The following is a 20,308-nucleotide window of genomic DNA, read 5'->3' on the forward strand; positions in this document are numbered from 1 at the left end:
GGGCGATAAAAATTAACCTGCTTTTAAAAAACCACCGATGGGTATATCGTAAATAGACAAACTTTTTATCGAGAAAAAAATGAAATCAATCTCACTTGCTTCTTCTCTCGTCGCTCTTTTGCTTGCCGGATGTGCGAGCACTTCGGGAACTCAAAAAGCGCAATCAATTTCTAGTTTCACTCTTTATAATATGCCCAACTCTCCGGTGATCGGAACGACGATGTCGGGACAAAAAATCAAACTTGGTGGCTTTTCAGGTCTGGTTTTTGATCACGAACAAGAAGGCTCACTTTATTTCCAGACTGTCACTGACAGGGGGCCCAATGGTGAGCCGGAAGGCACCGACAGACCTTTCCTGCTTCCAGAATACAGCCCGACGATTGTTGTTTTAAAGGCCACGAAGGAAACCAAAGACCTTTCAGTTGCCGCTGAAATCAAACTTAAAAAGAAAGACGGCGCTCCTTTGACTGGACTTCCAAACAGCAGGCTTGAAGAAAACCCAACGGACGTTTTCGGTCTTTATTACTCAGTTGATCCACAAGGTTTGGACACGGAAGGGATCACAACTGATGGTGAGGGTGGATGGTGGCTTTCAGATGAGTACGCCCCTTCTCTGGTTCACTTCAATGTTGAAGGCAAGATGACCAGACGTTTGACGCCAGGCCAAGAGTTGCCAAGAATGTATGGTGAAAGAAAACCAAACCGCGGATTTGAAGCCGTGGCCCGCGTGGGGACTAAACTTTACGGATTCCTGCAAAGCCCACTTCCAAAAGAAACATCTAAAGATGGCGAGTTTTCAAGAATTGTGGAAGTTGACCTTGAAACGATGAAGACCTCGGCCGAATATTTCTACCTTTTTGCCAAAGGCAACGACAAAATTGGCGATGCCATCGCTCTTGATGCTAAAAACTTTCTGGTCTTAGAACAAAATGGAAAAGTGGGAGAACAAAGCCAGAAGTACATTTATAAGATCACTTTGGGTGAATCAGACCAGATGGTGAAAAAAACCATGGTTGCTGATTTAAAGACAACTCCGTTTAACAACTTTGAAAAGATTGAAGGCCTAGCGTTAATTGACAATAAAAGACTGGCGCTGGTTTACGATAATGATTTTCAAATTGCCGGGAAATCAAACCACACAACTGGGCTGACTCCCCTTAACGAAAGCACAAACCAGTTGTTGGTTTTAGAATTCAAAGAAAGCTTGCTTGATTCAAGCCTTTAATTACTTTTTAAGTAGATCGCGAATTTCAGATAAAAGCTTAACTTCATCAGACGGACCAGCTGGCGGCGCTGGTGGTTCTGCTTTTTTAAGTTTTTGAAGCTGGCTAACCAGAGCGAAAACTGAGAATGAAACAATCAGGAAACTCACCACAGTATTGGCGAATGCTCCGTATTTAATTAAAACTGCACCGGCCGCATTGGCATCAGCAAGAGTGGCGTAAGGTGCAGGTGCTTTCGCCCCTTCCTTCACTACTAAAAATAGGTTTGAGAAATCCACATTTCCTAGAAGAGCTCCGATCGGTGGCATGATGATGTCATCAACCAGGGATTTTACGATGGTCCCGAAAGCCGCTCCGATAATGACCCCTACCGCCAAATCAACCACGTTTCCTTTGACCGCAAATTCTTTAAACTCTTTTAGCATAATTTTATCCTCAACCAATTATTAGTTATTTATTTAGAGATTGCATCAAAAGCTATTGATGGGCAAGCACCTATTTCACTAGACATTTTTGGGTGTATGAGGGATTTACAGGGGGTCTATTTTTTAACCATTTTTAACAGTGAGGTTATAGATGAAATGTCTCGTTTTCCTTCTTTCTGCAATGCTCATGACTTCGGCATTCGCCGCTGATTTTACCAATGAATCTGAAGCAGGGATCGCCGTTGCCAATGGTAACACAAAGTCTCAGACCTATAACTTAAAACAAGAAAACGGTCTAAAATTTGACGCGAACATTTTAAAGTTCAAGGCCCGCTTCCTAAACACTTACAGCAATAACGATGAAAGTGCGCGTTATATCCTGGGAAGCCTTCGTTACGAGCGCGAACTTAACGAAAAATTCTCTCTGTTTGTTGAAGAAGGATTGGAAAGCGACAAATTTGCTGGTTACGAACTTCGCCACAACAATGACATCGGTGGAAAGTACAACATCTACAAAGTTGAAAACTTCTACTGGTTTGTGGAAGCTGGTTACCGCTACGTCAACGAGAAACTAAACAACGGCTCTCACATCTATAAAAATTCTTTAAGAGCTTACACTGAGACAGAAAAGAAATGGACTGAAACTGTTTCTACAAAATACTTCCTTGAGTACATTCCAAACCTTAAGGAAAGTAAAGATTACCAAATCAATACAGAACTTTCAGTTTCTGCCGCTCTTTCAACTATGTTTTCAATTAAGACGGCATTCCTGCTAAGATATGATCATCTACCAGCACCAGGAACAACAACTAAAACAGACACACTTTTAACAACTGCTTTAGTAGCTAAGTTCTAATTACAGGATTAACCATGATTAAAGAAATCGACGTACAAGAATTAAAAAGCAAATTAGATAACAAAGAAAACTTCGTTTTCATCGACTGCCGCGAGCAAGAAGAGTGGAATGAAGCGCACATTGAGGGCGCAACTCTTATCCCACTTTCTACTTTCCAGGAAAAATACGAAACTGTGTTAACGGATAAAAATGCCCCGATCGTTGTTCAGTGTAGAAGCGGAAAAAGAAGTATGAACGCATGCATGTTCCTTCTTTCAAAAGGCTTTAGCGACCTAAACAATCTTGAAGGTGGAATCATGGCATGGCAGGAAGCTGGATTCCCTGTTAAGGCATAAGGAAAAAGAAATGTTAGATTTATTTTCTGAAGAGCAAGAAGACAGCTACAAACCAACCATCACGGAAGCAGAGCTTTCAGATGCTGACGTTTTAGTTGAACTAAGAAAGCTTAAAGAAGAATTAAAAGACAAGGTTGTGGTGCTTGGTCACCACTACCAACAAGACGACGTGATCGAGTTCGCAGACATCACAGGTGACTCGCTTCAACTGGCGCGCGAAGCTGCTAAGCTGGATAAAGAATACATCATTTTCTGTGGTGTACACTTTATGGCCGAAACAGCGGACATGCTGACGTCGAAAAACCAGAAAGTCATCCTTCCCGACTTAAAGGCCGGATGCTCGATGGCCGACATGGCAAGAAGATCTGAAATCGACCGCGCATGGAACTTCATCCAGAAATCGACGAAAGAAAAAGTTGTTCCGGTAACGTACATCAACTGTGCGGCGACACTGAAAGCTTTCGTTGGCGATAACGGCGGAAGTATTTGTACGTCATCAAACGCAGAAAAAATTATCTCATGGGCGCTCTCACAAGGTGAGAAGCTGCTTTTCTTCCCTGACCAGCACTTAGGGCGCAACACTTGTTTCAAAATGGGTATTCCGCTTGAAGACATGGTGATCTATAATCCAAACATGCTTAACGGTGGATTAACGAGTGAACAAATCGACAAAGCAAAAGTCATCCTATGGTACGGCTTCTGTTCAGTTCACCAGGGATTCACTAAAGATCAGGTCTTAGCGATTAAGAAAAAAGACCCGGAAATGACTGTCATCGTTCACCCAGAGTGTCCATTTGATGTTGTGGCAGCAAGTGATGATAACGGGTCAACTTCGTACATCATCGATAAAATCGCCAAGTCTCCAGCAGGAAGTAAGTTCGCCGTAGGAACCGAGATCAACCTGGTTAACCGCCTGGCCGCCCAGTTCCCAGATAAAAAAATTGTTTCGCTATCGCCTTATCAATGTCTTTGCACAACTATGTACCGCGTAAGACCGCGTTGGTTACTTGCCAGTTTCCGTGCGATCAAAGAGAATAAGCCGATAAATATTATTAGTGTACCAGAAGATATCGCGCACTCTTCTATGAAGGCGCTCGATAGAATGCTCGCTATTAAATAAAAGAAGGACATATGATTTACGCAGACTATAACGGCAGTGCCCCCCTTTCTCCTCCAGTAAAAGAGTATCTTTTAAAGAGACTTGAAAAAGGACCATTTGCTAACCCAAATGCTATCCATCACCTTGGTGCTAAAACACTTATGGGGATGGAGAATGCGAGGGCGGTTTGCGCTAAGGTATTAGGCGCTGATTATGACCAAGTGATTTTTAACTCTGGGGCCACTGAAGGGATCTCAACTGTTTTCCACAGCGTTTTAGGCTGTGACAAAAACACGAAAAAAACGATCATCATTTCTGGAATCGAGCACTCTGCCATCATCAATACAGCTAACTACTACGCTTCTGAAAAAGGCTACAATGTAAAAGTTCTTCCAGTCACTAAAGATGGTGTGGTTGAACTTGAGACACTTAAAAAGTGGATTGCTGAGGAAAAATCTAATATCGCTATGGTTTCGATCATGGCCGCAAACAACGAAACTGGTGTTATTCAGCCATACAAAGAAATCAACGATCTTTGTAAGTCTAACAACATCCCTTTCCTGTGCGATACAACTCAGTTCATCGGTAAAACGCGCTTTAACTTCAAAGAATCAAACTTCGATTACGCTGTATGCTCTGGCCACAAGCTGGGAGCGATGACGGGAACAGGGATTCTTTTAGTAAAAGACGCGACAACTCTAAAGCCCTTAATCATCGGTGGAGGCCAGGAAAAAGGTCACCGCGGTGGAACTCAGAACTATCTTGGAAACGAAACTCTTGCTGTTGCTCTAACAGCAATCGACAGTGTTTTAAATAATCTTAATGCTCTTGCTGAAAAAAGACTTGAGTTCGAAGCTAAGATGAAAAAAGCTTTCCCAAATGTCGTTATCATCGGGGAAAAAGCTCCAAGACTTGCTTCGACTACATACATTTCATACCCAGGAATTCACGGACAAGCGGTGCAAATTGAGCTTGAGTCTCAAGACATCTTTGTCACCACTTCTTCTGCCTGCTCTGACAATATGCCAGTGACTTCTAAAGTTCTACGCGCCATGGGCGTTGAAGACGATGTCGGTCGCGGTGTTGTTCGCATCAGTCTTTGCCTGAACTCACCTCTTGAGTACTATGATCAACTGGCAGATGCACTGACAAAAGCTTATACAAAACTGACTAAGGTAAAGAGCTTCTAATGACAAAATTTAAATTCCAGTTCCTTCTCATCCTCGCAATGCTGGTAGTGGCTTCTTGTTCAAGCTCACAGAAAAAAAACAGCGTTTCGATTTCTTCAGCAAGCACTGGAGTGGTGAAAAACCACAGCGTTCCTTTTCCGCTTTACCTAACAAATAAAATTGAAGCGAGAGAAGCCATTGTCGATAAAACAAATGAAAACGTTTTTATCGTGCACACTGGTCACTTATTGAAGGCCAATGCTTCAAAAGCTCAAAACATGGCCGTTTTAGATTCTTTAACTGGTAAAGGAATCGACATTGTTAACCTTTCAATCGAAGACTTCATTATCGCTGATCAACAAGAAATCTCTTTTGAGAAATACCCTCAGAAATTCCTAAACAGCTCAGTTGTCGACCTAAACGAAGACAACATTATCGCTAAATCAAATATCACTCCTTACGTCATCCACGATGGCGTCGCACTGATTGGGCTTTCAGATAAAAACATCGATAAGCTTCTTTCAATGGATAAATTTTTAGTAAGCGACTATGTCCTGGCCATCCTTCGCGCCAGAAAAGCGGCGCTAAAAGACCCGCTAGCTGCGAATCCGGAAAGGCCACTCACTTCATTTGTGATTGTTCATACAATGGGTGCAGACATCAATGAAGTGATGGAAAGACTTCCACCTAATTTCATTAACTCACTGGCAGACTAAGATTTTATCGGCGTTAAGCACCGGCTCTAAGTCACTTTGGCAAATCCCCGCCTCTTCCTCTGGCACGACTTTTACCCCGCGCGGGCAAGCTGGTTCATTTTTTTCTCCGCAGTGATTTTGACCACAGAATTTTGATCCACCTTGTGGACACTGGAAATCGACAACTTCATACCAACCGTAGCGGCAGTCGCCACAGCGGTTTTCCCCCACTGTCTCGCAGTTTTTATTCACCTGATGGCATCTGATGGCCGTCCCTCGGCTAAAGCGGTCTGAGATCTTTCCTAAATATCTATTGCTACCAAAATCAAAACTGTCGTCGTTTAAGCGAAGAAATTTTAATCCGCTAATCATACTTCTTTCAGATAGGGCCTTGTATTTTTCATGAACCAGGCCTGACTCAATGTTAGGCATTGGGATTTCAATTTTCTTTTTTTCTTTCTGGTAATCAAACTCCAAAGTCAGCTTAAAGCGCGTAAAACTAACGGCCAGGTTTGAGAGACCTTGAAGTTCAAGAAGCTTTTCTCCTCTTTCTGCTGTCTCCGGACAGCCTTCCAGATTCTTTAGCTCCATCACTTTTAAACTACCGGCGATTTCTTTATAAGGAACCGTATAATAGAGACACTGGCGTATTTGGTTGAGTCCGCCTTTTGCCGGCAGAGTAACTGAAACTACCAGTTGTTCAAAACCAGGAGGTCTTAAAATCACTTCGCCAGAATTCTTAAGTCCACCCAGCGCAGTGGTATAAATCCACTCTTCTGAAAGCCTTAAATCCATTTCAGCGACACTCATTTTTTCATTATTTTTTACGCATGAAAAAAGCAGAACGAGCATAAGGAGGTTTAGGATTTTCATTGCATCACCTCGCGCATGCAACGAAAGCCTACCTGGAATTTCTCAACAGCAACAAAAGGATTAAGTCCTCTGAAATCAAAATTTCTCAAGTCAAACCCTTCTCCGTCCCATCCGGCGCGAAAACCTAATTTATGCCATGAAGATTTTGAATCAAAATAAAATGATGAAGCCTTCAAATTGCTGTCGGGGTCAATCGGATTTCTAAATGCTTCGAACACTCCACCCATTGAATCGCGCAGCCCCGACCAGCTTGGCTCAGTGGAATTTAAGCTATAGGCCTTTTTACTTAAGCAATCTTTAGAGTAAATCAAATTGCAGTCTGACTTGTACTCACTTGCTTTTTTCGTCCAATAATAAGGCGAGCGCAGGTTTCTCTTTGGGATTTTATCTCCCAAATCCATTGGAAGAAATGTAGCTGCATCAAAGATATGAGCAAGCATGACTTGTCTGCCCTTAAAAGAGCAGTAGTTCTCCATCTGATTAAACGTTAAATCCACCGCAGGAAGAAAGAGGTCATCTCCCTTTTTTTCTCTTAGTCCACGAGTAAAATCAGGATTTCCAAAACGAATCCATTGATTGATTTCTCCATTGGTCACCAAGTGTGTATCGAAATAAATATGACGGTTGAAATTATCAAAGCGGTAGTCTTCCGCATCTTTTTCCTGAACCTGCTCACCGTAAGCGTAAGCTCTCTGCTCTAAATAAACTTCCTGGCACTGGTCTTCTAAAAAAATATCCAGTTTTCTTTTTGTCGCCGGATCTTCAATCGTCATCGCCACACCGACTTCGCGAAGTCCTCCATAAGAACTATTGGACTTCGTGAGATAGCGGTAAGGAAGATTTTTAACTTCTTCCAGGTTTATGATTTTGTAATTGAGATTTTTTGAGAACAAAGCGTGGCACTGAAGCAGAATCGGGTTACAGCGCAAAAGTGATTCATCAAACTTTTGATTCACTTCCAGATACTTCAAGCAGTCGGCCTTCATCAGGCTCCATTCGCGAGACTCTTCCCCTTCAATCCACATGCGATGAATCTCTGAAGAGTTTTGAATAAGGCGATTTAAACCAGCTTTTTCTTGAACAAAATAATCAGGTTTATCGCTTTTTGGAACTCCTTTCATAAAAACAGCAATTCCAGCACCGATTAAGACGGCACAAAGAGCTACTGGAACAATGAACCTTTTGAAATTTTTCATAAGAGATTACAATATAACTAACAATGCCCTCAAAGGAAATACACTTATGAGTTATCAAGATTGGATTAATCAAGCTTCTGAACAAAGCGATGCAAATTTAGAAACACTTTCATTTTCTGACTACATGGACGTTTTCGAAAAAAATGCAAAACTAGAATGTCGTCCAACGTATGAATATATCCGTGACATGCTTAACCACTACGGTGTTAACAGCGATGGATCATTTAAACTTTTTGGAATGAAGCACCCGGACTCTCCTGCTGTTCATGGACAAGTAAAAGTGCAACAGGCGCTTTACCAAAACCTGGTGAACTTCAGCGAAGAAGGATTTAACAACAAGTTCATTCTGCTTATTGGACCTAACGGTTCTTCTAAGTCATCTCTAGTAAATAAGATGATCAAAGGTTTGGAAGAATACTCTGAAACAGAATCAGGAAAACTTTATTCTTTCAGCTGGATCTTCCCGCTGGACACTTATGTGAAGGGCTCTCTGGGATTAACCAGCACTATTCGCGAAAGTCAGCACGGAAGTTTCGCCTACCTGGAAGATAAAGAAATTTCGGCGATCATGCCAAGTGAACTAAAAGATCACCCGCTATTATTAGTTCCAAAAGAGCACAGACAAAAACTTATTGAAGAAGCGCTTAAAGGCGATGAAAGACTTCTGGCCTCAATCAGAAAATCTTATCTATACCGCGGTGACCTCTCAAAAAGAAACCGCATGATCTACGATGCCCTTTTAAAAAATTACAAAGGCAAACACCAGGAAGTCTTAAAGCACATCCGTGTTGAAAGATTTTCAATCAGCAAACGTTACTCAACTGCTGCTGTGACAATCGAACCTCAAATCCATGTTGATGCTCGCATGCAACAAATCACGATGGACAAGAGGCTCGCAAGTCTTCCGCCAAGTCTTCAGTCGTTAAATCTTTTTTCTCTTCAAGGTGAAGCTGTCATGGCCAACCGTGGAGTGCTTGAGTACTCCGATCTTCTTAAGCGTCCACTTGATGCTTACAAATATCTCTTAATGACAATGGAAACTGGTTCAATCAACCTGCAAGGGATTTTAACTGAACTGGATATTTTCTTTATCGGGACTTCAAATGAAATCCACCTTGCTGCTTTTAAACAGCACCCGGACTTCAATTCATTTAAAGGAAGATTCAACTTCATTACAGTTCCTTATCTTCTTGATGTAAGGCATGAAGAAAAAATTTACTCTGAACAAGTGGAAGGAATTAAAGACCGCTCTCACTTTTCGCCTCATGCACTAAATGCTCTTTGCTTCTTTGCCGTTATGTCGCGTTTGAGAGTTTGCCAGACAAAAAATTACAATGATAAAAAGCTAGCGAATATCGCTACAAACCTGAACCCACTTGAAAAAGCTCTTTACCTTGCAGGAATGGAGCTTCCAGAGAAATTGGATGTTGAATCAAAACAAATCCTAAAACAAGGTTTTGATGAAATTGTAAATGAATACGTTAACGACAGCTTGTATGAAGGAAAGTTTGGTCTTTCTCCTCGCGATGTTAAACACATCGTCTTCAGGCTTTCTTCACTTCATAAAAATGTCACTTTCGTAGAAGTGCTTGAGTACCTTCAGCACTTAATTCAAAAGAAGAGTGAATACGACTTCCTTAACATGGCCCCTCAAGCGGATTACCACAACCCGGCCCGCTACCTGGAGCTCATTAAGGAGCACAACTTAAATAACTTCGACCGCGAGCTAAGAAGTGCTCTTGGACTTGTGGATGACCGCTCATACGAAGACTACATCCGCCGCTACATTGAAAACATCAATGCTTTAAACAAAGGCGAGAAAATCAAAAACATCGCGATGGGGAAATTCGTAGACCCGGATGACTTCTTCATTAAAGAATTTGAAGCAGCTATTGGTCTAAAAGAAGACTCAAAAACATTCCGCTCTCACCTTCTATCAAAACTAGGTGCCTACTCACTGGATAACCGCGGTAAAACTCTGATTTACACTGACGTTTTCCCTGATTTAGTAGACCGTCTACAAGAGTCTTATAGAAGTGAGCAAAAGAAGATTATTCAAAACATTTCTCGCAATATCGTCTTCTTTGAAGCAGAATACGCCAAAACACTAGGGCCTGGACAAAACTCACCACTTTCTGATGAGAATAGAAAGTTAATTAAGTCTGTCCTGTCGAACTTAGAAACCCGCTTTGGCTATACTGAGGGAGCTGCGATGTCGTTAGTAAAATTCCTGATCAAGGAACGCTACTAGACTTTGCACCTTTTTTGAAATGACTGTAATTCATAAAATTTACCGAGATGATCTCTTCGAAGTCCGCCATATGGCGGACGAAGAGCACGATGGCATGAGACTGGATCAGTTTCTTGGCGTCTATTTAGAATCGTTCTCGCGTGAAATTATTAAAAAGAAAATTAAAAGTGGTGAAATCGAGATCGTCGGTCGCCCCGGCACTCATAAACCCTCAAGCCCTATTCATCACCGCGATGAAATCATCATTAAGTTTTACAAGAGCCAATATGAAGACGAGTACTGGAAAGGAAAGAAACTGGATCTTCAGACAACTCCAGATATTGTTTATGAAGACCAGGACCTAATCGTTATTTCCAAGCCAGCTTTTATGTCCACTCACCCGGCCGGAAGACATTTATTTAACTGTGCCACTGTCTTCTTTGAAATGAAATACAATCATACCATTCACTCTCTTCACCGCATCGACCGTGAAACATCCGGCATCTTAATGCTGGGAAAAAATCCTAAGATGGCAACTGAGATGATGGAGCGCTTTGAAGATGATGATGTTAAAAAGTGTTATCTTTTTATCGCGAAAATTACAAATGACTTTAAACACCAGGATTATTTTGTGGCCAATGAGCGCATGGGAAATCCTGATGAAGGCCTAAAGCGCATTTTAGTTCAGTCTTATCCGGAAAACTCTTTAGAAGGAAAACATGCTCGCACGTTCTTCTATATTCTGGAAAAAAACGATGACTACGTCATTGGAATCGCCTGCCCGCAAACAGGACGCCAGCATCAGATCCGTGTTCACGCCAAGGCCCATGGCATTCCTCTCATTGGAGATAAACTCTATTTAGGAAGCTATGAAATGTTCCAGCGCTTCAAAGATCATCTGGCCACGGAAGAAGACTTTGAAGAAATGCAGCTTCCTCGTCACGCCCTGCATGCTATCGCTCTAAAAATCCCATACAAGGGTGAAGAAAAGCTTTTTATTACCAAAATTCCTAATGATCTTCGCGAATGGATTGAACAAAAAACTCCGTTTAGGCCTTCTGAAATTGAAGAAAAGATTCAATTAACCGTAAAAAAATACTACAATAGTTTCTAAATGAAGAAACTTCTGGTTCTCGCTTCACTCCTTTCAATTGTGATTTCACTCTCGCTGTCATTTTCATGTGAGAAGGGATACTTTTGTTGTGAAGAAAGACACTCTTCTTCAAGCCAGTGTTCTGTCTGTGGCACAACACCAGAGACGGCCTATGACATTAAATCCATTCCTCATCTTTTTTTCTTTAAGCCTACTTTTTTAAGACAAATATTTTTTCAACTTATCCACACAGAAGAAATGAACTTTATCCCCGCGGTCGATCGTCCCCCCATGGCGCTAGCTTAATTTTTTTTAATTATTGCTACACATACTCAGGATTTTTATGAAATTTAAAGATAACTTCACGCTTATATACTTCGCGTGGCTAGTGAACATCGTGTCCTTTGCTGGATCAATATACTTTAGCAATTTTATGATGTTGCCTCCGTGTACCCTTTGCTGGTACCAGCGCATCTGTATCTTTCCGCTAAGTATCCTTCTGGCCGTAGGATTCTTGAAAAAAGATGAAAATGTTTTTTCATACACGATTCCATTAGTCAGTATTGGATGGATTATCTCTCTTTACCACAACCTGCTTTACTACAAGATTATCCCTGAAGCGATTAAGACCTGCACCAGCGGAGTCTCTTGCACTAGTAAACAGATTGAGTTTTTAGGATTTATCACCATTCCACTCATGGCCTTCACAAGTTTAACTATTACACATATTTGTCTTATTCTCTTTTACAAAAACACAAGGAAATCACACTCATGAAAAAAGATATTAAATTTATTCTTCTACCTATTGCTGCAATCATCCTTTTTGCTGTTACTCTTTGGTATGTTAACGGGAAAAAAGAAGAAGAAATCACAACAGCAACACCTCCTCAAGCTACACTTTTAAGAGAAGGCAACTACACGAAGGGCCCAGCCTCAGCGAAAGTAACAGTCGTTGAATTCTTTGACCCTGAATGCGAAGGTTGCGCAGCTTTTCACCCAATTCTTCAGAAAGTTATTTCTGAGTATCCTAACGATGTTCAACTTGTCGCTCGCTACATGCTTTTTCACGGGAACTCTCACTTTGCAGCTCTTGCGCTTGAAGGCGCTGGGAAGCAAGGGAAATTCTGGGAAATGTACAACTTCATGCTAGAGAGACAAAACGAATGGTCTCACCAGAAAGAACCAGTGAACTCTATTTTTGAAAAGTTTGCCAGAGAACTTAACCTTAATATCGAAGAGTTCAACAAGTCGTATGAAGACATCACTTTCAAAGCGGCCCTGGCCAAAGATATGGCCGATGGTCACCAATTGGGAGTTCAAGGAACACCAACATTCTTCATCAATGGAAAAATGTTAATGAGACTGAGCTATCAGGACTTGAAAGAAGCAATCGAATCTGAATTAAAGCGCTAGTCTATTTCATGGTGCAGTTTATAACTGCACCTTCTTTAACCATCCTGCCACATGAACCAGTCCTAACATAATAGGTACTTCTACAAGGGGCCCGATCACAGCGGCAAAGGCCGCTCCATGATTGATACCAAATGTTGCAATGGCCACTGCAATAGCAAGCTCAAAATTATTAGAGGCCGCGGTAAAGGAAAGAGTTGTCGACTCAGAATGACTTGCCCCCATCTTTTTACTTAGAAAAAAGGAGAGAAGAAACATAGCGACAAAATAAATTAAAAGTGGAATTGAAATTCTTATCACATCAAAGGGAAGCTCGATAATTTTATCGCCCTTTAAAGAAAACATCACAACAATTGTAAAAAGCAAGGCCACTAAAGCGAGCGGTCCAATTTTGGCGGCAACATGCTCTTCATACCATAGCTCCCCTTTGTTTTTTACAAAATAAAATCTCGTCAAAAATCCTGCAATAAAAGGTACTCCAAGATAAATTCCTACATTTTTAGCAATCTCAATCATCGAAAAATGAACTTCCAGTCCATGCTCTCCAAAAAATTCGGGCAAAAAAGTAATAAAAAAGACCGAATAGAGAGGGAAAAATAATATCTGAAAGACGGAATTGAAAGCGACTAGTCCGGCACAATACTCTCGATTACCATTGGCCAGGTCATTCCAAACCAAAACCATGGCAATACATCTGGCCAGTCCTATTAAAATCAATCCGAGCATATAATCAGAGTGACCTTGTAAAAAAATCAGGGCCAAGAAGAACATGAGAAACGGGCCAATCACCCAATTCTGCACTAAAGATAAAAAAAGAATTTTTTTATTTTTAAAAACTCTTCCAATTTGCTCATATTTTACCTTTGCAAGTGGAGGATACATCATGACAATAAGACCTATGGCAATTGGAATTGAAGTCGGGCCATAACTCATATTTTGTATTTGAGTTGAAAATTCCGGAATAAACCTGGAGATCAACACTCCGATGGCCATCGCTATAAAAATCCATAGCGTCAGGTAATTATCAAGAAGAGATAATTTTCTCATTTCATTACCTCGTTTTTACAGCATTGCCATTGAATAGCTCTTAAGGCATTTGGTCTAAAAATGAGCAGAATATGTAAACCAACAACACATAAAGTAGAAATCAAAATCTGTTCAATCAACAAGGAAGAAAGACCTGTAAGGTGAGCCTTCATTGCCGAGTCGTTTAAATTAAATCTTGAAAGAGAAATGGATGAAAACCACAGTCCGAGAGATAAGCTTCTTAACATAACTAAAGTACCATGCAGCCAATACTCAAAACTAGGTAATCCTCCAAGTTCCTGGCGACTCTCTTTTTCTGCAAACATATCTATTGATTCAATAATATAATCAAACAGAATGAAGAAACACCCAATCCAAAGCCAAATTCCAGAGGACCTAAAGTAATAAATAAAAAGTAGTATTAAAAAGAACAAAAGAGCTCTTAAACTATGCAAGTAATGCTCGTATTTAGAAGCGGTCTGCTCTTGTAAGCGATAATGAAGAAGATGAATATAAACACCATCTACAAATGAAAGAATTGAAAAAATCAGCAGTATGCCAAGAGAGATATATTGTGCAGCCATTAGTCTACCTTCAGGTTCTTAACAAATTCACGAATTTCATCTCTCACCCGGCGGTATTGCGATAAAACTTCTTCCTCGTTACTCATTCCGAGGGTAAGTTTAGGAGGATCGTCAAATCCCACATGAAGAACTTTGCAGCTCCCCGGGAAGTAAGGGCAATGCTCATTCGCATGACCACAAACAGTATAAACAAGGTCAAATTCAATAGGAGCAAGCTCCTCAAGCGTTTTAGAGCTCTGATGAGTTATATCGACTCCAGCTTCCCCCATAACAGCAATCGCCCTTTTATTCATTCCATGTTTTTCAATCCCGGCCGAGTAAAAATCATATTTATCGCCGTGGAAATGGCGGGCCCACCCTTCGGCCATTTGAGAGCGGCATGAATTCCCTGTACAAAGGAAAAGAATTTTTAATTTTTGTTTTTTCATTAACAGCACTTTTTCCCTAAAGAATTTGTCGTTGAGCAAAGGGATTGCTTCGATGAGATTGGCAACTGTTCATGGACGTAGAAAATCTCCCATGAGTTCCCATCAGGGTCTTGAAGCCAGATTTTATCTTGTCTAGCAAAACAGCACTCCGTATTTTCTTCGATTTTAGAGAGTACTCCTCTTTCCGTCAGAAGATTTTCCCAAAGAGTAATGGCCTCAGCAGATTCGACTTCGATCCCAAGGTGATTAACTTTGCTGATCTCTCTATTGCCCCCTGACTGCATAGTAAAATTCAAGGCCGGAGACTTTAAATCAAACTTGGCATAGTCCTCAGTCATCTTTTGAGGTTTTACACCAAAGACTCTTTCATAAAACTTTACGGATTCGGCCACATTGGAAACATTGATTGATAAATGAGCTCTCATGATTTTCTCCTTTTAACATTTGCAACTAGCATCGAAACAATCCATAACCCGGTACTGTTTCATTTCTGCGCTTCCCACATCACAGGCATGGCAGAGGTCCTGCAATGATTTTTTAATTTGCATCAGGTCTGCAATCTTCTGGTCAATTTCTTCGATTTTGTTTTCGGCCTTAACCTTTACCGTCGCGCAGGTCGCACGGGACTTTTGGTTCATTTCAAAAAGATCCTTAATCTCTTTTAATGTGAACCCAAGGTCCTTAGCACGTTTAATGAAACTTAAGCGCAAGGCATGGTCTTCGTTATAATAACGATAGCCATTGGCCCTTTTGGCAGGCTCTTTTAAAATCCCTTCGCGGTGGTAGAAGCGGATCGTCTCTGGATTGATGTCGACAAGTTCAGCTAGTTTTTTGATTGTTATATCTTTCATATAACAATAATAAACCCCGTAGTATGGTACAGGGTCAAAACATTTTTTTAGATATTTTCAGGTGTGTTTTTTCGCGCCTTTGCATTTTCAAAGTCAGCAACTTTGGCATCAAAGTAATTCACTCCACTCTTTACCAGAGAGATTGTGGCCAACAAAAAACCTGTTCCCACGACTAAAAAAATCATGCTCGCGCCGATTAAAATATTCTTTCTCATCTTGGGATCTATGCGCTGAAACTTTTGATACAAATAAGACCAGTTGCTCTTAACTTCTAATTCTTTGTTGTGTTGATTCATTATTTAAAGGTAAGGGAGGATCTGACTTATTTAAAATCGAAAATTGCGAAGTTTTATAGTGTTTTTTTCAAATAATTCAAAACACCCCAAGGACCAACGTTGTCTTCTCCTGTAAGAATCGTCGTCGGTTTGTACTCGAGTCTATCGATGACAGCGGAAATATTTGCCACTCCCACTGAGTTTTTGAATGATTTAAACATTGTCTGGTCATTGAGAGAGTCGCCGAAGAAAACGCAGTCTTCAGCGTCGGTCTTTTTAGCGGCCAGGTAATGTTGAACAGCTTTGTACTTAGAGACTTCTCCACACCAGAAATTAAGGTGAACATTCGATGTTGAGAAATTGATTTTTTCTTCGCGAAGATAGTCTTCGATGTGATGGAAAAGTGTTCCGTCTTGCAGGTCATGAAGCTCAATCGCTCTGTCTGTCTTTCTTCCGAACGAATCCACAGAAAGAGGAACATTCGGGAACTTCTTTTCAAAGCTCACACAAAAATCTGCCAGGCGTTTTACTTCTTCTTTAGAGATCAGGCACTCTTCAGTGATAAATTTCCCAGAGCGAGAAACGATCGCTCCCCCACCTTCAACAATAACGTCAGTTAAGAATGGAAAGTGAGTTAAAAGGAAATGCCCCCATGAAAGTGAGCGGCCAGTGACGATAACTAAAGGAACCTGTTTTTTCTCCAGGTGAGAAAGAACATCAAAAAAAATGGGACCCAAACCTTCTTTGTAAGTTAGAGTCCCATCAAAATCGCTAAAAACAATTTTAAACATAATGAATTATTCGATCGGGTAACCAAATCCTACGAACACCGCTGTGAAGCTGTCTTTTAGACCAATGATGGCTTCAGCGTTTGCCGTGATTGGCTTGTTAGTGATCAGGTTTTCTGCCGGGATCACCCCAGAGACACCAATGTTTGCACTAAGAGTTGTTTCATAACGGTTTCTTTTGCCATCAAGGCTGATCCCGTATGGAAGTGAAAGATATGGGAAAGCTTCGTTACCCCAGAAGCTGAAACCTTTTGAAACAGTTGGAGCAAGTCCAATGATGTTTCTTCTTGTTCCGAACTCTTTTGAGTTTTCTAAGAAAGCTTTGATCGATGTACGAGGTTGGATATCGTAATCAGGGAAAAGTTCGTAGTCGTAACCAGCAAATAGTCTTGCTGAACGCTCACCACCTGAAATCCCTAAACCAGCATCAATTGATGAAAGTTCGTTTAGTTTTTGAGTGTATCTTGCCTGAAGCCCAACACCGCCACCGTTAGAAACGATACCAGTCACCTCAGCTGAAAGTACTTTTTTGTCTTCTGCTAGCGGGAAAGTCGAAATCCCCATCCCATAACCAAATGCTGCACTAGAGCCCAGTCCTACTGACAGAGTTAAGGCCAAAAGTGATAATCCTTTTAAATTCTTCATGTTTACCGTCCTAAATAAGCATAATGTCATTTAATTAATTTAATAGCACAAAAGATAAAGAGTCAAAATTTAATGGGTAAAAACTACAATAAGCCCCAGATATGAGAACATTTCCGTTGACTGTATGGGGTGATGCCCCTATAAATGTCCTACGAAAATATGGTGGCTGTAGTTCAGTCGGTAGAGCACTAGATTGTGATTCTAGGTGTCGTGGGTTCGAGCCCCATCAGCCACCCCATTCTTCTCTAGAGTGGTTTTCGTCTCAAAATTCATGGTGAAAAACTTCGTAAGAAGCGATCATATTAAGGCCCGGTCAACCCACCGGGCTTTTTTTTGCCTAAAATTCTAAATGAACATTTGGAACTCTTCTTGGCCCACAACTTCACCACTAAATTCATGTCCTAAAGATGGAAGACAAAATCTTAGCGCTTAAAATTATAAACAGTTCAACACTACAGCTGTTAGATTAAGTTGCGAAGTCCCAGTGTCAGTAAAGACAACTGTTGCCGTAGTTGAGGTGGCCGTAAATACTGACGATGTGAATGGTGCAAAAGATTGGGGAAGTGTTGGAGTAGTCTTGACCACAACTCCGTTAACACTAAGTTGCCCGACTCCCGCAGCTACAAGATCGCTTCCGGCCTCAAAGGAAATAGTGTATTGATTTCCCACAGTGAGCCCTGTTAAAACTTGAGTCAATGTCGCTCCCGACCCACCAAAGGAAGCTGCTTGTTGCCCAGCTGCAGGAGAAGATTGACTAGAGTGAACCTTATAAACTTCCAAAAAACCAGTGGAGTAGTTAGCTCCTGTCCATCCAGTAGGGGCTGTACCTGACAGGATCGAACTTGTGGCAGGCAAGGCCATGTCACCATTAACAAATGTTGGGCATGATGGATCTGTTGCACCCGTTGTTGCACTGATTGTTGGAGCTACCCCGGAACTTTGCCCACACGAAAATAAAATTAAGATTAAAGTTGCTAAAATTATATTGTTAATTTTCATAAATTATCCCTTAAAAAAGAGTTCATAACCATTGTAAGGATATAAGTACAAAACATTGTCGTCCGAAAGGACGACACGTAAAAATAAAGTCACTTGTAAAGGTTGAGACTTTAGCTCTTGTAATCCAAGCTCTCAAGGACTTGCGGGAATCAGTTTGATTCGCATCTACCAGGTAAAATGATTTTAATGATTAGAAATTGCTACAATCCTAATTTATCCATTTCAGCTTTTTCATATTCACCGTCTTCTGCTGGATAACGAAGAGTTTTATCCCCTTTATCTTTAGCAAGCGCCCAGATAAGACTCTCTCCGGCCGGGATATTCTTTGGTTGCAATTTATAGATAGGATCATTAAACGCTTCCGTTGCATCAATGACTTTCCACCCCTTACTCTTAAACATTTCGATAAGATCATCCAAAAATAGAGCAGTAGTCAGGTTGTGATGAAGGAGCAAAGTATGTTTAACATCTCTTCCAAGAGTTTTCTGAGAAAGGCTTGAATAATATTGAGTACGATCCCAAAGGTGTTTTAAGTAAAAATCGCGAAACTTTGTTTTATCAAAATCTGGATAAACTTTAAGCTTATCCAGCATACGCTTATTCACATACCAGTCCGAAGCATCAATCGTAACGGCTCCATTTTTATAACCTTGAGAGATTAAAAACTTTCGCAACTGATCTCTCTTCTCTTCTGTCTCTCCTTCTTTTAAATAAGGAAAACGGAAAAATTTTTGAAAAGTTTTAAAAACTTTTAGCTTACCGTCGGCCAGAAGAACGTCATTTGAGAAATCATTAAAGTTTGTTTTGGCATAACTGAAATGATTTTCTGTATGATTTCCAATGAGATGCCCGGCTTTACTCCAGGCCTCAACTCCATTCTGAGCATTTGGCAGACTCAGATACTTTGTAGTCACAAAACCAGCTGCTATGATTTTATGTTTAGTCAGAGTTTTCAAAATTTCATTATTTCTTTCTTCTCCAGATAATAATTGATCATTAAAATTAAAATCATCAATGGTAATGGAGACTTCTCCACCGTGAACAAAAAAGGTAAATAAAAGTGAAACATAAGTAATGATGTATTTATAATTAAACATGAGATTAATTGTGCTATACTCCTAATAAATAGACAACGTCCAGAGCAGTGCGAATCCAATCTTCTATTGGATTAAATAATTCCTAGTCATGAGAACCAAGCTCTTGCTCATTTTACTTAAGGAAAAAGTGAAAAAGAAATTTACCATACTCATTTTTGTTTTCTCTATCTTTTCTTCAACAATTTTAGCATCAGAAAAGAAAGTGGTTATCAGTGTGCCTGAAGAATGGTCAACCGGCCTTTTTTTAATTAAAGAATTATTAAAAGATTCTTATAATGATATTGGTTATGAACTCATCTTTGTTGAGCGACCTCTATCACGCAGCATGATTGAACTAACCCACAATCAAATAGATGGTGAGCTGCTAAATTCAAAAGATGCTGCAAAAAAATATAACCTTACAGTCGTGGAACCTCCCTATTTTTTGGTAAAGGGCTTTGCCTATTACTCAAAGAAAAAATTTAAAAATGATCCGACAATTAATGAAATAAAAAAAGGAAGAATTGGTTATCTACGTGGTTCTTTTTTTGCAGATAATTTTTTCAGCGACGCTAAATCTCCCACTATCGTTAATAATGAAAAGCAGCTTCTCTTGCTTTTAGATAGAGACCGAGTTGATTTTTTAATTTCAATGAATCCTTCTTTTGCAAAAAAAGAAATGAACTTTGGAAAAGTATTATTATTAGAAGCGTCTATTCATCATGTCATATCAAAAAGAAATAGCGAGTTGGCCAAAAGACTTGAACCCGCTTTGAAAAAGAATATGGCCAAGCTCAAATATGATAACCTTCAAGAAAAAGTTAGGAAATTGATTCTCAGGACCTGAATAATTATTTTTTTACTGACCCATCTCCATATTTCAAATCTTGTATTTTTGCTCCATCGTATTAGGTCGCAAGTTTCAATCGAGAAAAATCAATAAGGTAATTGTAAAAGAAGATTTAATAAAAAACCCCTCATGGTAGAGGGGTTTAAGCATTGAAAATTCCCATAGGTCTAACAAACCTGCAT

General features: G+C 40.4%; 25 protein-coding genes and 1 tRNA gene. 13 read left to right on the forward strand and 13 right to left on the reverse strand.

What is annotated here, in order from left to right; all coding sequences use genetic code 11:
- The first annotated feature begins 79 nt into the window (after positions 1 to 79).
- A complete protein-coding gene (locus C0V70_RS16475) occupies positions 80 to 1,225 on the forward strand; it encodes an esterase-like activity of phytase family protein (protein WP_102244964.1) in 1,146 nt (381 codons plus the stop codon).
- Here C0V70_RS16475 and mscL read toward each other — a convergent pair whose 3' ends face one another.
- On the reverse strand, positions 1,226 to 1,648 hold the full coding sequence (gene mscL, locus C0V70_RS16480; RefSeq protein WP_102244965.1) for a large conductance mechanosensitive channel protein MscL: 423 nt from the start codon (positions 1,646 to 1,648) through the stop codon (positions 1,226 to 1,228). It lies immediately after the preceding gene.
- A 151-nt stretch (positions 1,649 to 1,799) separates the two neighbouring features.
- Between mscL and C0V70_RS16485 the strand changes: the two genes are divergently transcribed.
- The 5 genes from C0V70_RS16485 to C0V70_RS16505 are packed head-to-tail and all read left to right on the forward strand — an operon-like array spanning position 1,800 to position 5,823.
- The gene (locus C0V70_RS16485) at positions 1,800 to 2,504 is read left to right on the forward strand and encodes a DUF481 domain-containing protein (RefSeq protein WP_102244966.1); all 705 of its coding nucleotides are present in this window, start codon (positions 1,800 to 1,802) and stop codon (positions 2,502 to 2,504) included.
- A 14-nt stretch (positions 2,505 to 2,518) separates the two neighbouring features.
- On the forward strand, positions 2,519 to 2,839 hold the full coding sequence (locus C0V70_RS16490; protein ID WP_102244967.1) for a rhodanese-like domain-containing protein: 321 nt from the start codon (positions 2,519 to 2,521) through the stop codon (positions 2,837 to 2,839).
- A 10-nt stretch (positions 2,840 to 2,849) separates the two neighbouring features.
- The gene (nadA, locus tag C0V70_RS16495) at positions 2,850 to 3,959 is read left to right on the forward strand and encodes a quinolinate synthase NadA (RefSeq protein ID WP_102244968.1); all 1,110 of its coding nucleotides are present in this window, start codon (positions 2,850 to 2,852) and stop codon (positions 3,957 to 3,959) included.
- A gap of 11 nt (positions 3,960 to 3,970) precedes the next feature.
- Positions 3,971 to 5,128: a cysteine desulfurase family protein gene (locus tag C0V70_RS16500; protein WP_102244969.1), complete on the forward strand. Its 1,158-nt coding sequence runs from the start codon at positions 3,971 to 3,973 to the stop codon at positions 5,126 to 5,128.
- Positions 5,128 to 5,823, forward strand: coding sequence for a hypothetical protein (locus tag C0V70_RS16505; RefSeq protein WP_102244970.1), 696 nt, complete (start codon positions 5,128 to 5,130; stop codon positions 5,821 to 5,823). Before C0V70_RS16500 ends, C0V70_RS16505 begins: the two co-directional genes overlap by 1 nt.
- On the opposite strand, the gene C0V70_RS16510 is transcribed toward C0V70_RS16505, so the two are convergent.
- Together C0V70_RS16510 and C0V70_RS16515 are read right to left on the reverse strand one after the other, a co-directional pair.
- Entirely contained in the window at positions 5,809 to 6,675 is an 867-nt protein-coding gene (locus tag C0V70_RS16510; protein ID WP_102244971.1) for a hypothetical protein, read from the reverse strand. The two genes, C0V70_RS16505 and C0V70_RS16510, sit on opposite strands and share 15 nt — an antisense overlap.
- Positions 6,672 to 7,871, reverse strand: a complete 1,200-nt coding sequence (locus tag C0V70_RS16515) for a hypothetical protein (protein WP_102244972.1) — start codon at positions 7,869 to 7,871, stop codon at positions 6,672 to 6,674. Before C0V70_RS16515 ends, C0V70_RS16510 begins: the two co-directional genes overlap by 4 nt.
- A 46-nt stretch (positions 7,872 to 7,917) precedes the next feature.
- On the opposite strand from C0V70_RS16515, the gene C0V70_RS16520 reads away from it, so the two are divergent.
- The 5 genes from C0V70_RS16520 to C0V70_RS16535 are packed head-to-tail and all read left to right on the forward strand — an operon-like array spanning position 7,918 to position 12,607.
- On the forward strand, positions 7,918 to 10,122 hold the full coding sequence (locus C0V70_RS16520) for a hypothetical protein (RefSeq protein ID WP_158649728.1): 2,205 nt from the start codon (positions 7,918 to 7,920) through the stop codon (positions 10,120 to 10,122).
- A gap of 19 nt (positions 10,123 to 10,141) precedes the next feature.
- Positions 10,142 to 11,215 (forward strand): RluA family pseudouridine synthase, encoded by a 1,074-nt coding sequence (locus C0V70_RS16525; protein WP_102244974.1) that lies wholly within the window; start codon positions 10,142 to 10,144, stop codon positions 11,213 to 11,215.
- The gene (locus tag C0V70_RS19080; protein ID WP_133566777.1) at positions 11,216 to 11,500 is read left to right on the forward strand and encodes a hypothetical protein; all 285 of its coding nucleotides are present in this window, start codon (positions 11,216 to 11,218) and stop codon (positions 11,498 to 11,500) included.
- A 37-nt stretch (positions 11,501 to 11,537) separates the two neighbouring features.
- A complete protein-coding gene (locus tag C0V70_RS16530; RefSeq protein WP_102244975.1) occupies positions 11,538 to 11,969 on the forward strand; it encodes a disulfide bond formation protein B in 432 nt (143 codons plus the stop codon).
- Entirely contained in the window at positions 11,966 to 12,607 is a 642-nt protein-coding gene (locus C0V70_RS16535) for a DsbA family protein (protein WP_102244976.1), read from the forward strand. The genes C0V70_RS16530 and C0V70_RS16535 overlap by 4 nt, the downstream gene beginning before the upstream one ends.
- Before the next feature lie 18 nt (positions 12,608 to 12,625).
- On the opposite strand, the gene arsB is transcribed toward C0V70_RS16535, so the two are convergent.
- The 8 genes from arsB to C0V70_RS16570 are packed head-to-tail and all read right to left on the reverse strand — an operon-like array spanning position 12,626 to position 17,201.
- Positions 12,626 to 13,651 carry an ACR3 family arsenite efflux transporter gene (gene arsB / locus C0V70_RS16540; protein ID WP_102244977.1) on the reverse strand — a complete coding sequence of 342 codons (1,026 nt, stop codon included), beginning with the start codon at positions 13,649 to 13,651 and terminating at the stop codon, positions 12,626 to 12,628.
- A complete protein-coding gene (locus C0V70_RS16545; protein WP_102244978.1) occupies positions 13,648 to 14,214 on the reverse strand; it encodes a hypothetical protein in 567 nt (188 codons plus the stop codon). The genes arsB and C0V70_RS16545 overlap by 4 nt, the downstream gene beginning before the upstream one ends.
- Positions 14,214 to 14,642, reverse strand: a complete 429-nt coding sequence (locus tag C0V70_RS16550) for an arsenate reductase ArsC (protein WP_185903087.1) — start codon at positions 14,640 to 14,642, stop codon at positions 14,214 to 14,216. The genes C0V70_RS16545 and C0V70_RS16550 overlap by 1 nt, the downstream gene beginning before the upstream one ends.
- Positions 14,642 to 15,067, reverse strand: a complete 426-nt coding sequence (locus C0V70_RS16555; RefSeq protein ID WP_102244979.1) for an ArsI/CadI family heavy metal resistance metalloenzyme — start codon at positions 15,065 to 15,067, stop codon at positions 14,642 to 14,644. Before C0V70_RS16555 ends, C0V70_RS16550 begins: the two co-directional genes overlap by 1 nt.
- 12 nt (positions 15,068 to 15,079) lie before the next feature.
- On the reverse strand, positions 15,080 to 15,493 hold the full coding sequence (locus C0V70_RS16560; RefSeq protein WP_102244980.1) for a heavy metal-responsive transcriptional regulator: 414 nt from the start codon (positions 15,491 to 15,493) through the stop codon (positions 15,080 to 15,082).
- Between the two features lie 47 nt (positions 15,494 to 15,540).
- The gene (locus C0V70_RS19085; protein WP_133566778.1) at positions 15,541 to 15,789 is read right to left on the reverse strand and encodes a hypothetical protein; all 249 of its coding nucleotides are present in this window, start codon (positions 15,787 to 15,789) and stop codon (positions 15,541 to 15,543) included.
- Between the two features lie 53 nt (positions 15,790 to 15,842).
- Positions 15,843 to 16,559, reverse strand: a complete 717-nt coding sequence (locus tag C0V70_RS16565) for an HAD family hydrolase (RefSeq protein WP_102244981.1) — start codon at positions 16,557 to 16,559, stop codon at positions 15,843 to 15,845.
- Between the two features lie 6 nt (positions 16,560 to 16,565).
- Positions 16,566 to 17,201 carry a hypothetical protein gene (locus C0V70_RS16570; protein ID WP_102244982.1) on the reverse strand — a complete coding sequence of 212 codons (636 nt, stop codon included), beginning with the start codon at positions 17,199 to 17,201 and terminating at the stop codon, positions 16,566 to 16,568.
- A 162-nt stretch (positions 17,202 to 17,363) separates the two neighbouring features.
- Here C0V70_RS16570 and C0V70_RS16575 point away from each other — a divergent pair.
- A tRNA-His gene (locus tag C0V70_RS16575) sits at positions 17,364 to 17,439 on the forward strand.
- Between the two features lie 197 nt (positions 17,440 to 17,636).
- Here C0V70_RS16575 and C0V70_RS16580 read toward each other — a convergent pair.
- Positions 17,637 to 18,200: a hypothetical protein gene (locus C0V70_RS16580; protein WP_102244983.1), complete on the reverse strand. Its 564-nt coding sequence runs from the start codon at positions 18,198 to 18,200 to the stop codon at positions 17,637 to 17,639.
- A gap of 200 nt (positions 18,201 to 18,400) precedes the next feature.
- The gene (locus C0V70_RS16585; RefSeq protein WP_102244984.1) at positions 18,401 to 19,297 is read right to left on the reverse strand and encodes a polysaccharide deacetylase family protein; all 897 of its coding nucleotides are present in this window, start codon (positions 19,295 to 19,297) and stop codon (positions 18,401 to 18,403) included.
- A gap of 88 nt (positions 19,298 to 19,385) precedes the next feature.
- Here C0V70_RS16585 and C0V70_RS16590 point away from each other — a divergent pair, with 88 nt between their 5' ends.
- Complete coding sequence (locus C0V70_RS16590) at positions 19,386 to 20,123, forward strand: transporter substrate-binding domain-containing protein (RefSeq protein ID WP_102244985.1); 738 nt, start codon at positions 19,386 to 19,388, stop codon at positions 20,121 to 20,123.
- Positions 20,124 to 20,308 lie beyond the last annotated feature (185 nt).

Origin of the sequence: Bacteriovorax stolpii, from assembly GCF_002872415.1 — a bacterium.
Lineage (GTDB): Bacteria > Bdellovibrionota > Bacteriovoracia > Bacteriovoracales > Bacteriovoracaceae > Bacteriovorax > Bacteriovorax stolpii.

What these genes read in the sequence shown, in the direction of transcription:
- C0V70_RS16475 (WP_102244964.1), top strand. Translation starts at nt 80, where the DNA reads ATGAAATCAATCTCACTTGCTTCTTCTCTCGTCGCTCTTTTGCTTGCC.
- mscL (WP_102244965.1), bottom strand. Translation starts at nt 1,648, where the DNA reads ATGCTAAAAGAGTTTAAAGAATTTGCGGTCAAAGGAAACGTGGTTGAT.
- C0V70_RS16485 (WP_102244966.1), top strand. Translation starts at nt 1,800, where the DNA reads ATGAAATGTCTCGTTTTCCTTCTTTCTGCAATGCTCATGACTTCGGCA.
- C0V70_RS16490 (WP_102244967.1), top strand. Translation starts at nt 2,519, where the DNA reads ATGATTAAAGAAATCGACGTACAAGAATTAAAAAGCAAATTAGATAAC.
- nadA (WP_102244968.1), top strand. Translation starts at nt 2,850, where the DNA reads ATGTTAGATTTATTTTCTGAAGAGCAAGAAGACAGCTACAAACCAACC.
- C0V70_RS16500 (WP_102244969.1), top strand. Translation starts at nt 3,971, where the DNA reads ATGATTTACGCAGACTATAACGGCAGTGCCCCCCTTTCTCCTCCAGTA.
- C0V70_RS16505 (WP_102244970.1), top strand. Translation starts at nt 5,128, where the DNA reads ATGACAAAATTTAAATTCCAGTTCCTTCTCATCCTCGCAATGCTGGTA.
- C0V70_RS16510 (WP_102244971.1), bottom strand. Translation starts at nt 6,675, where the DNA reads ATGAAAATCCTAAACCTCCTTATGCTCGTTCTGCTTTTTTCATGCGTA.
- C0V70_RS16515 (WP_102244972.1), bottom strand. Translation starts at nt 7,871, where the DNA reads ATGAAAAATTTCAAAAGGTTCATTGTTCCAGTAGCTCTTTGTGCCGTC.
- C0V70_RS16520 (WP_158649728.1), top strand. Translation starts at nt 7,918, where the DNA reads ATGAGTTATCAAGATTGGATTAATCAAGCTTCTGAACAAAGCGATGCA.
- C0V70_RS16525 (WP_102244974.1), top strand. Translation starts at nt 10,142, where the DNA reads ATGACTGTAATTCATAAAATTTACCGAGATGATCTCTTCGAAGTCCGC.
- C0V70_RS19080 (WP_133566777.1), top strand. Translation starts at nt 11,216, where the DNA reads ATGAAGAAACTTCTGGTTCTCGCTTCACTCCTTTCAATTGTGATTTCA.
- C0V70_RS16530 (WP_102244975.1), top strand. Translation starts at nt 11,538, where the DNA reads ATGAAATTTAAAGATAACTTCACGCTTATATACTTCGCGTGGCTAGTG.
- C0V70_RS16535 (WP_102244976.1), top strand. Translation starts at nt 11,966, where the DNA reads ATGAAAAAAGATATTAAATTTATTCTTCTACCTATTGCTGCAATCATC.
- arsB (WP_102244977.1), bottom strand. Translation starts at nt 13,651, where the DNA reads ATGAGAAAATTATCTCTTCTTGATAATTACCTGACGCTATGGATTTTT.
- C0V70_RS16545 (WP_102244978.1), bottom strand. Translation starts at nt 14,214, where the DNA reads ATGGCTGCACAATATATCTCTCTTGGCATACTGCTGATTTTTTCAATT.
- C0V70_RS16550 (WP_185903087.1), bottom strand. Translation starts at nt 14,642, where the DNA reads ATGAAAAAACAAAAATTAAAAATTCTTTTCCTTTGTACAGGGAATTCA.
- C0V70_RS16555 (WP_102244979.1), bottom strand. Translation starts at nt 15,067, where the DNA reads ATGAGAGCTCATTTATCAATCAATGTTTCCAATGTGGCCGAATCCGTA.
- C0V70_RS16560 (WP_102244980.1), bottom strand. Translation starts at nt 15,493, where the DNA reads ATGAAAGATATAACAATCAAAAAACTAGCTGAACTTGTCGACATCAAT.
- C0V70_RS19085 (WP_133566778.1), bottom strand. Translation starts at nt 15,789, where the DNA reads ATGAATCAACACAACAAAGAATTAGAAGTTAAGAGCAACTGGTCTTAT.
- C0V70_RS16565 (WP_102244981.1), bottom strand. Translation starts at nt 16,559, where the DNA reads ATGTTTAAAATTGTTTTTAGCGATTTTGATGGGACTCTAACTTACAAA.
- C0V70_RS16570 (WP_102244982.1), bottom strand. Translation starts at nt 17,201, where the DNA reads ATGAAGAATTTAAAAGGATTATCACTTTTGGCCTTAACTCTGTCAGTA.
- C0V70_RS16580 (WP_102244983.1), bottom strand. Translation starts at nt 18,200, where the DNA reads ATGAAAATTAACAATATAATTTTAGCAACTTTAATCTTAATTTTATTT.
- C0V70_RS16585 (WP_102244984.1), bottom strand. Translation starts at nt 19,297, where the DNA reads ATGTTTAATTATAAATACATCATTACTTATGTTTCACTTTTATTTACC.
- C0V70_RS16590 (WP_102244985.1), top strand. Translation starts at nt 19,386, where the DNA reads ATGAGAACCAAGCTCTTGCTCATTTTACTTAAGGAAAAAGTGAAAAAG.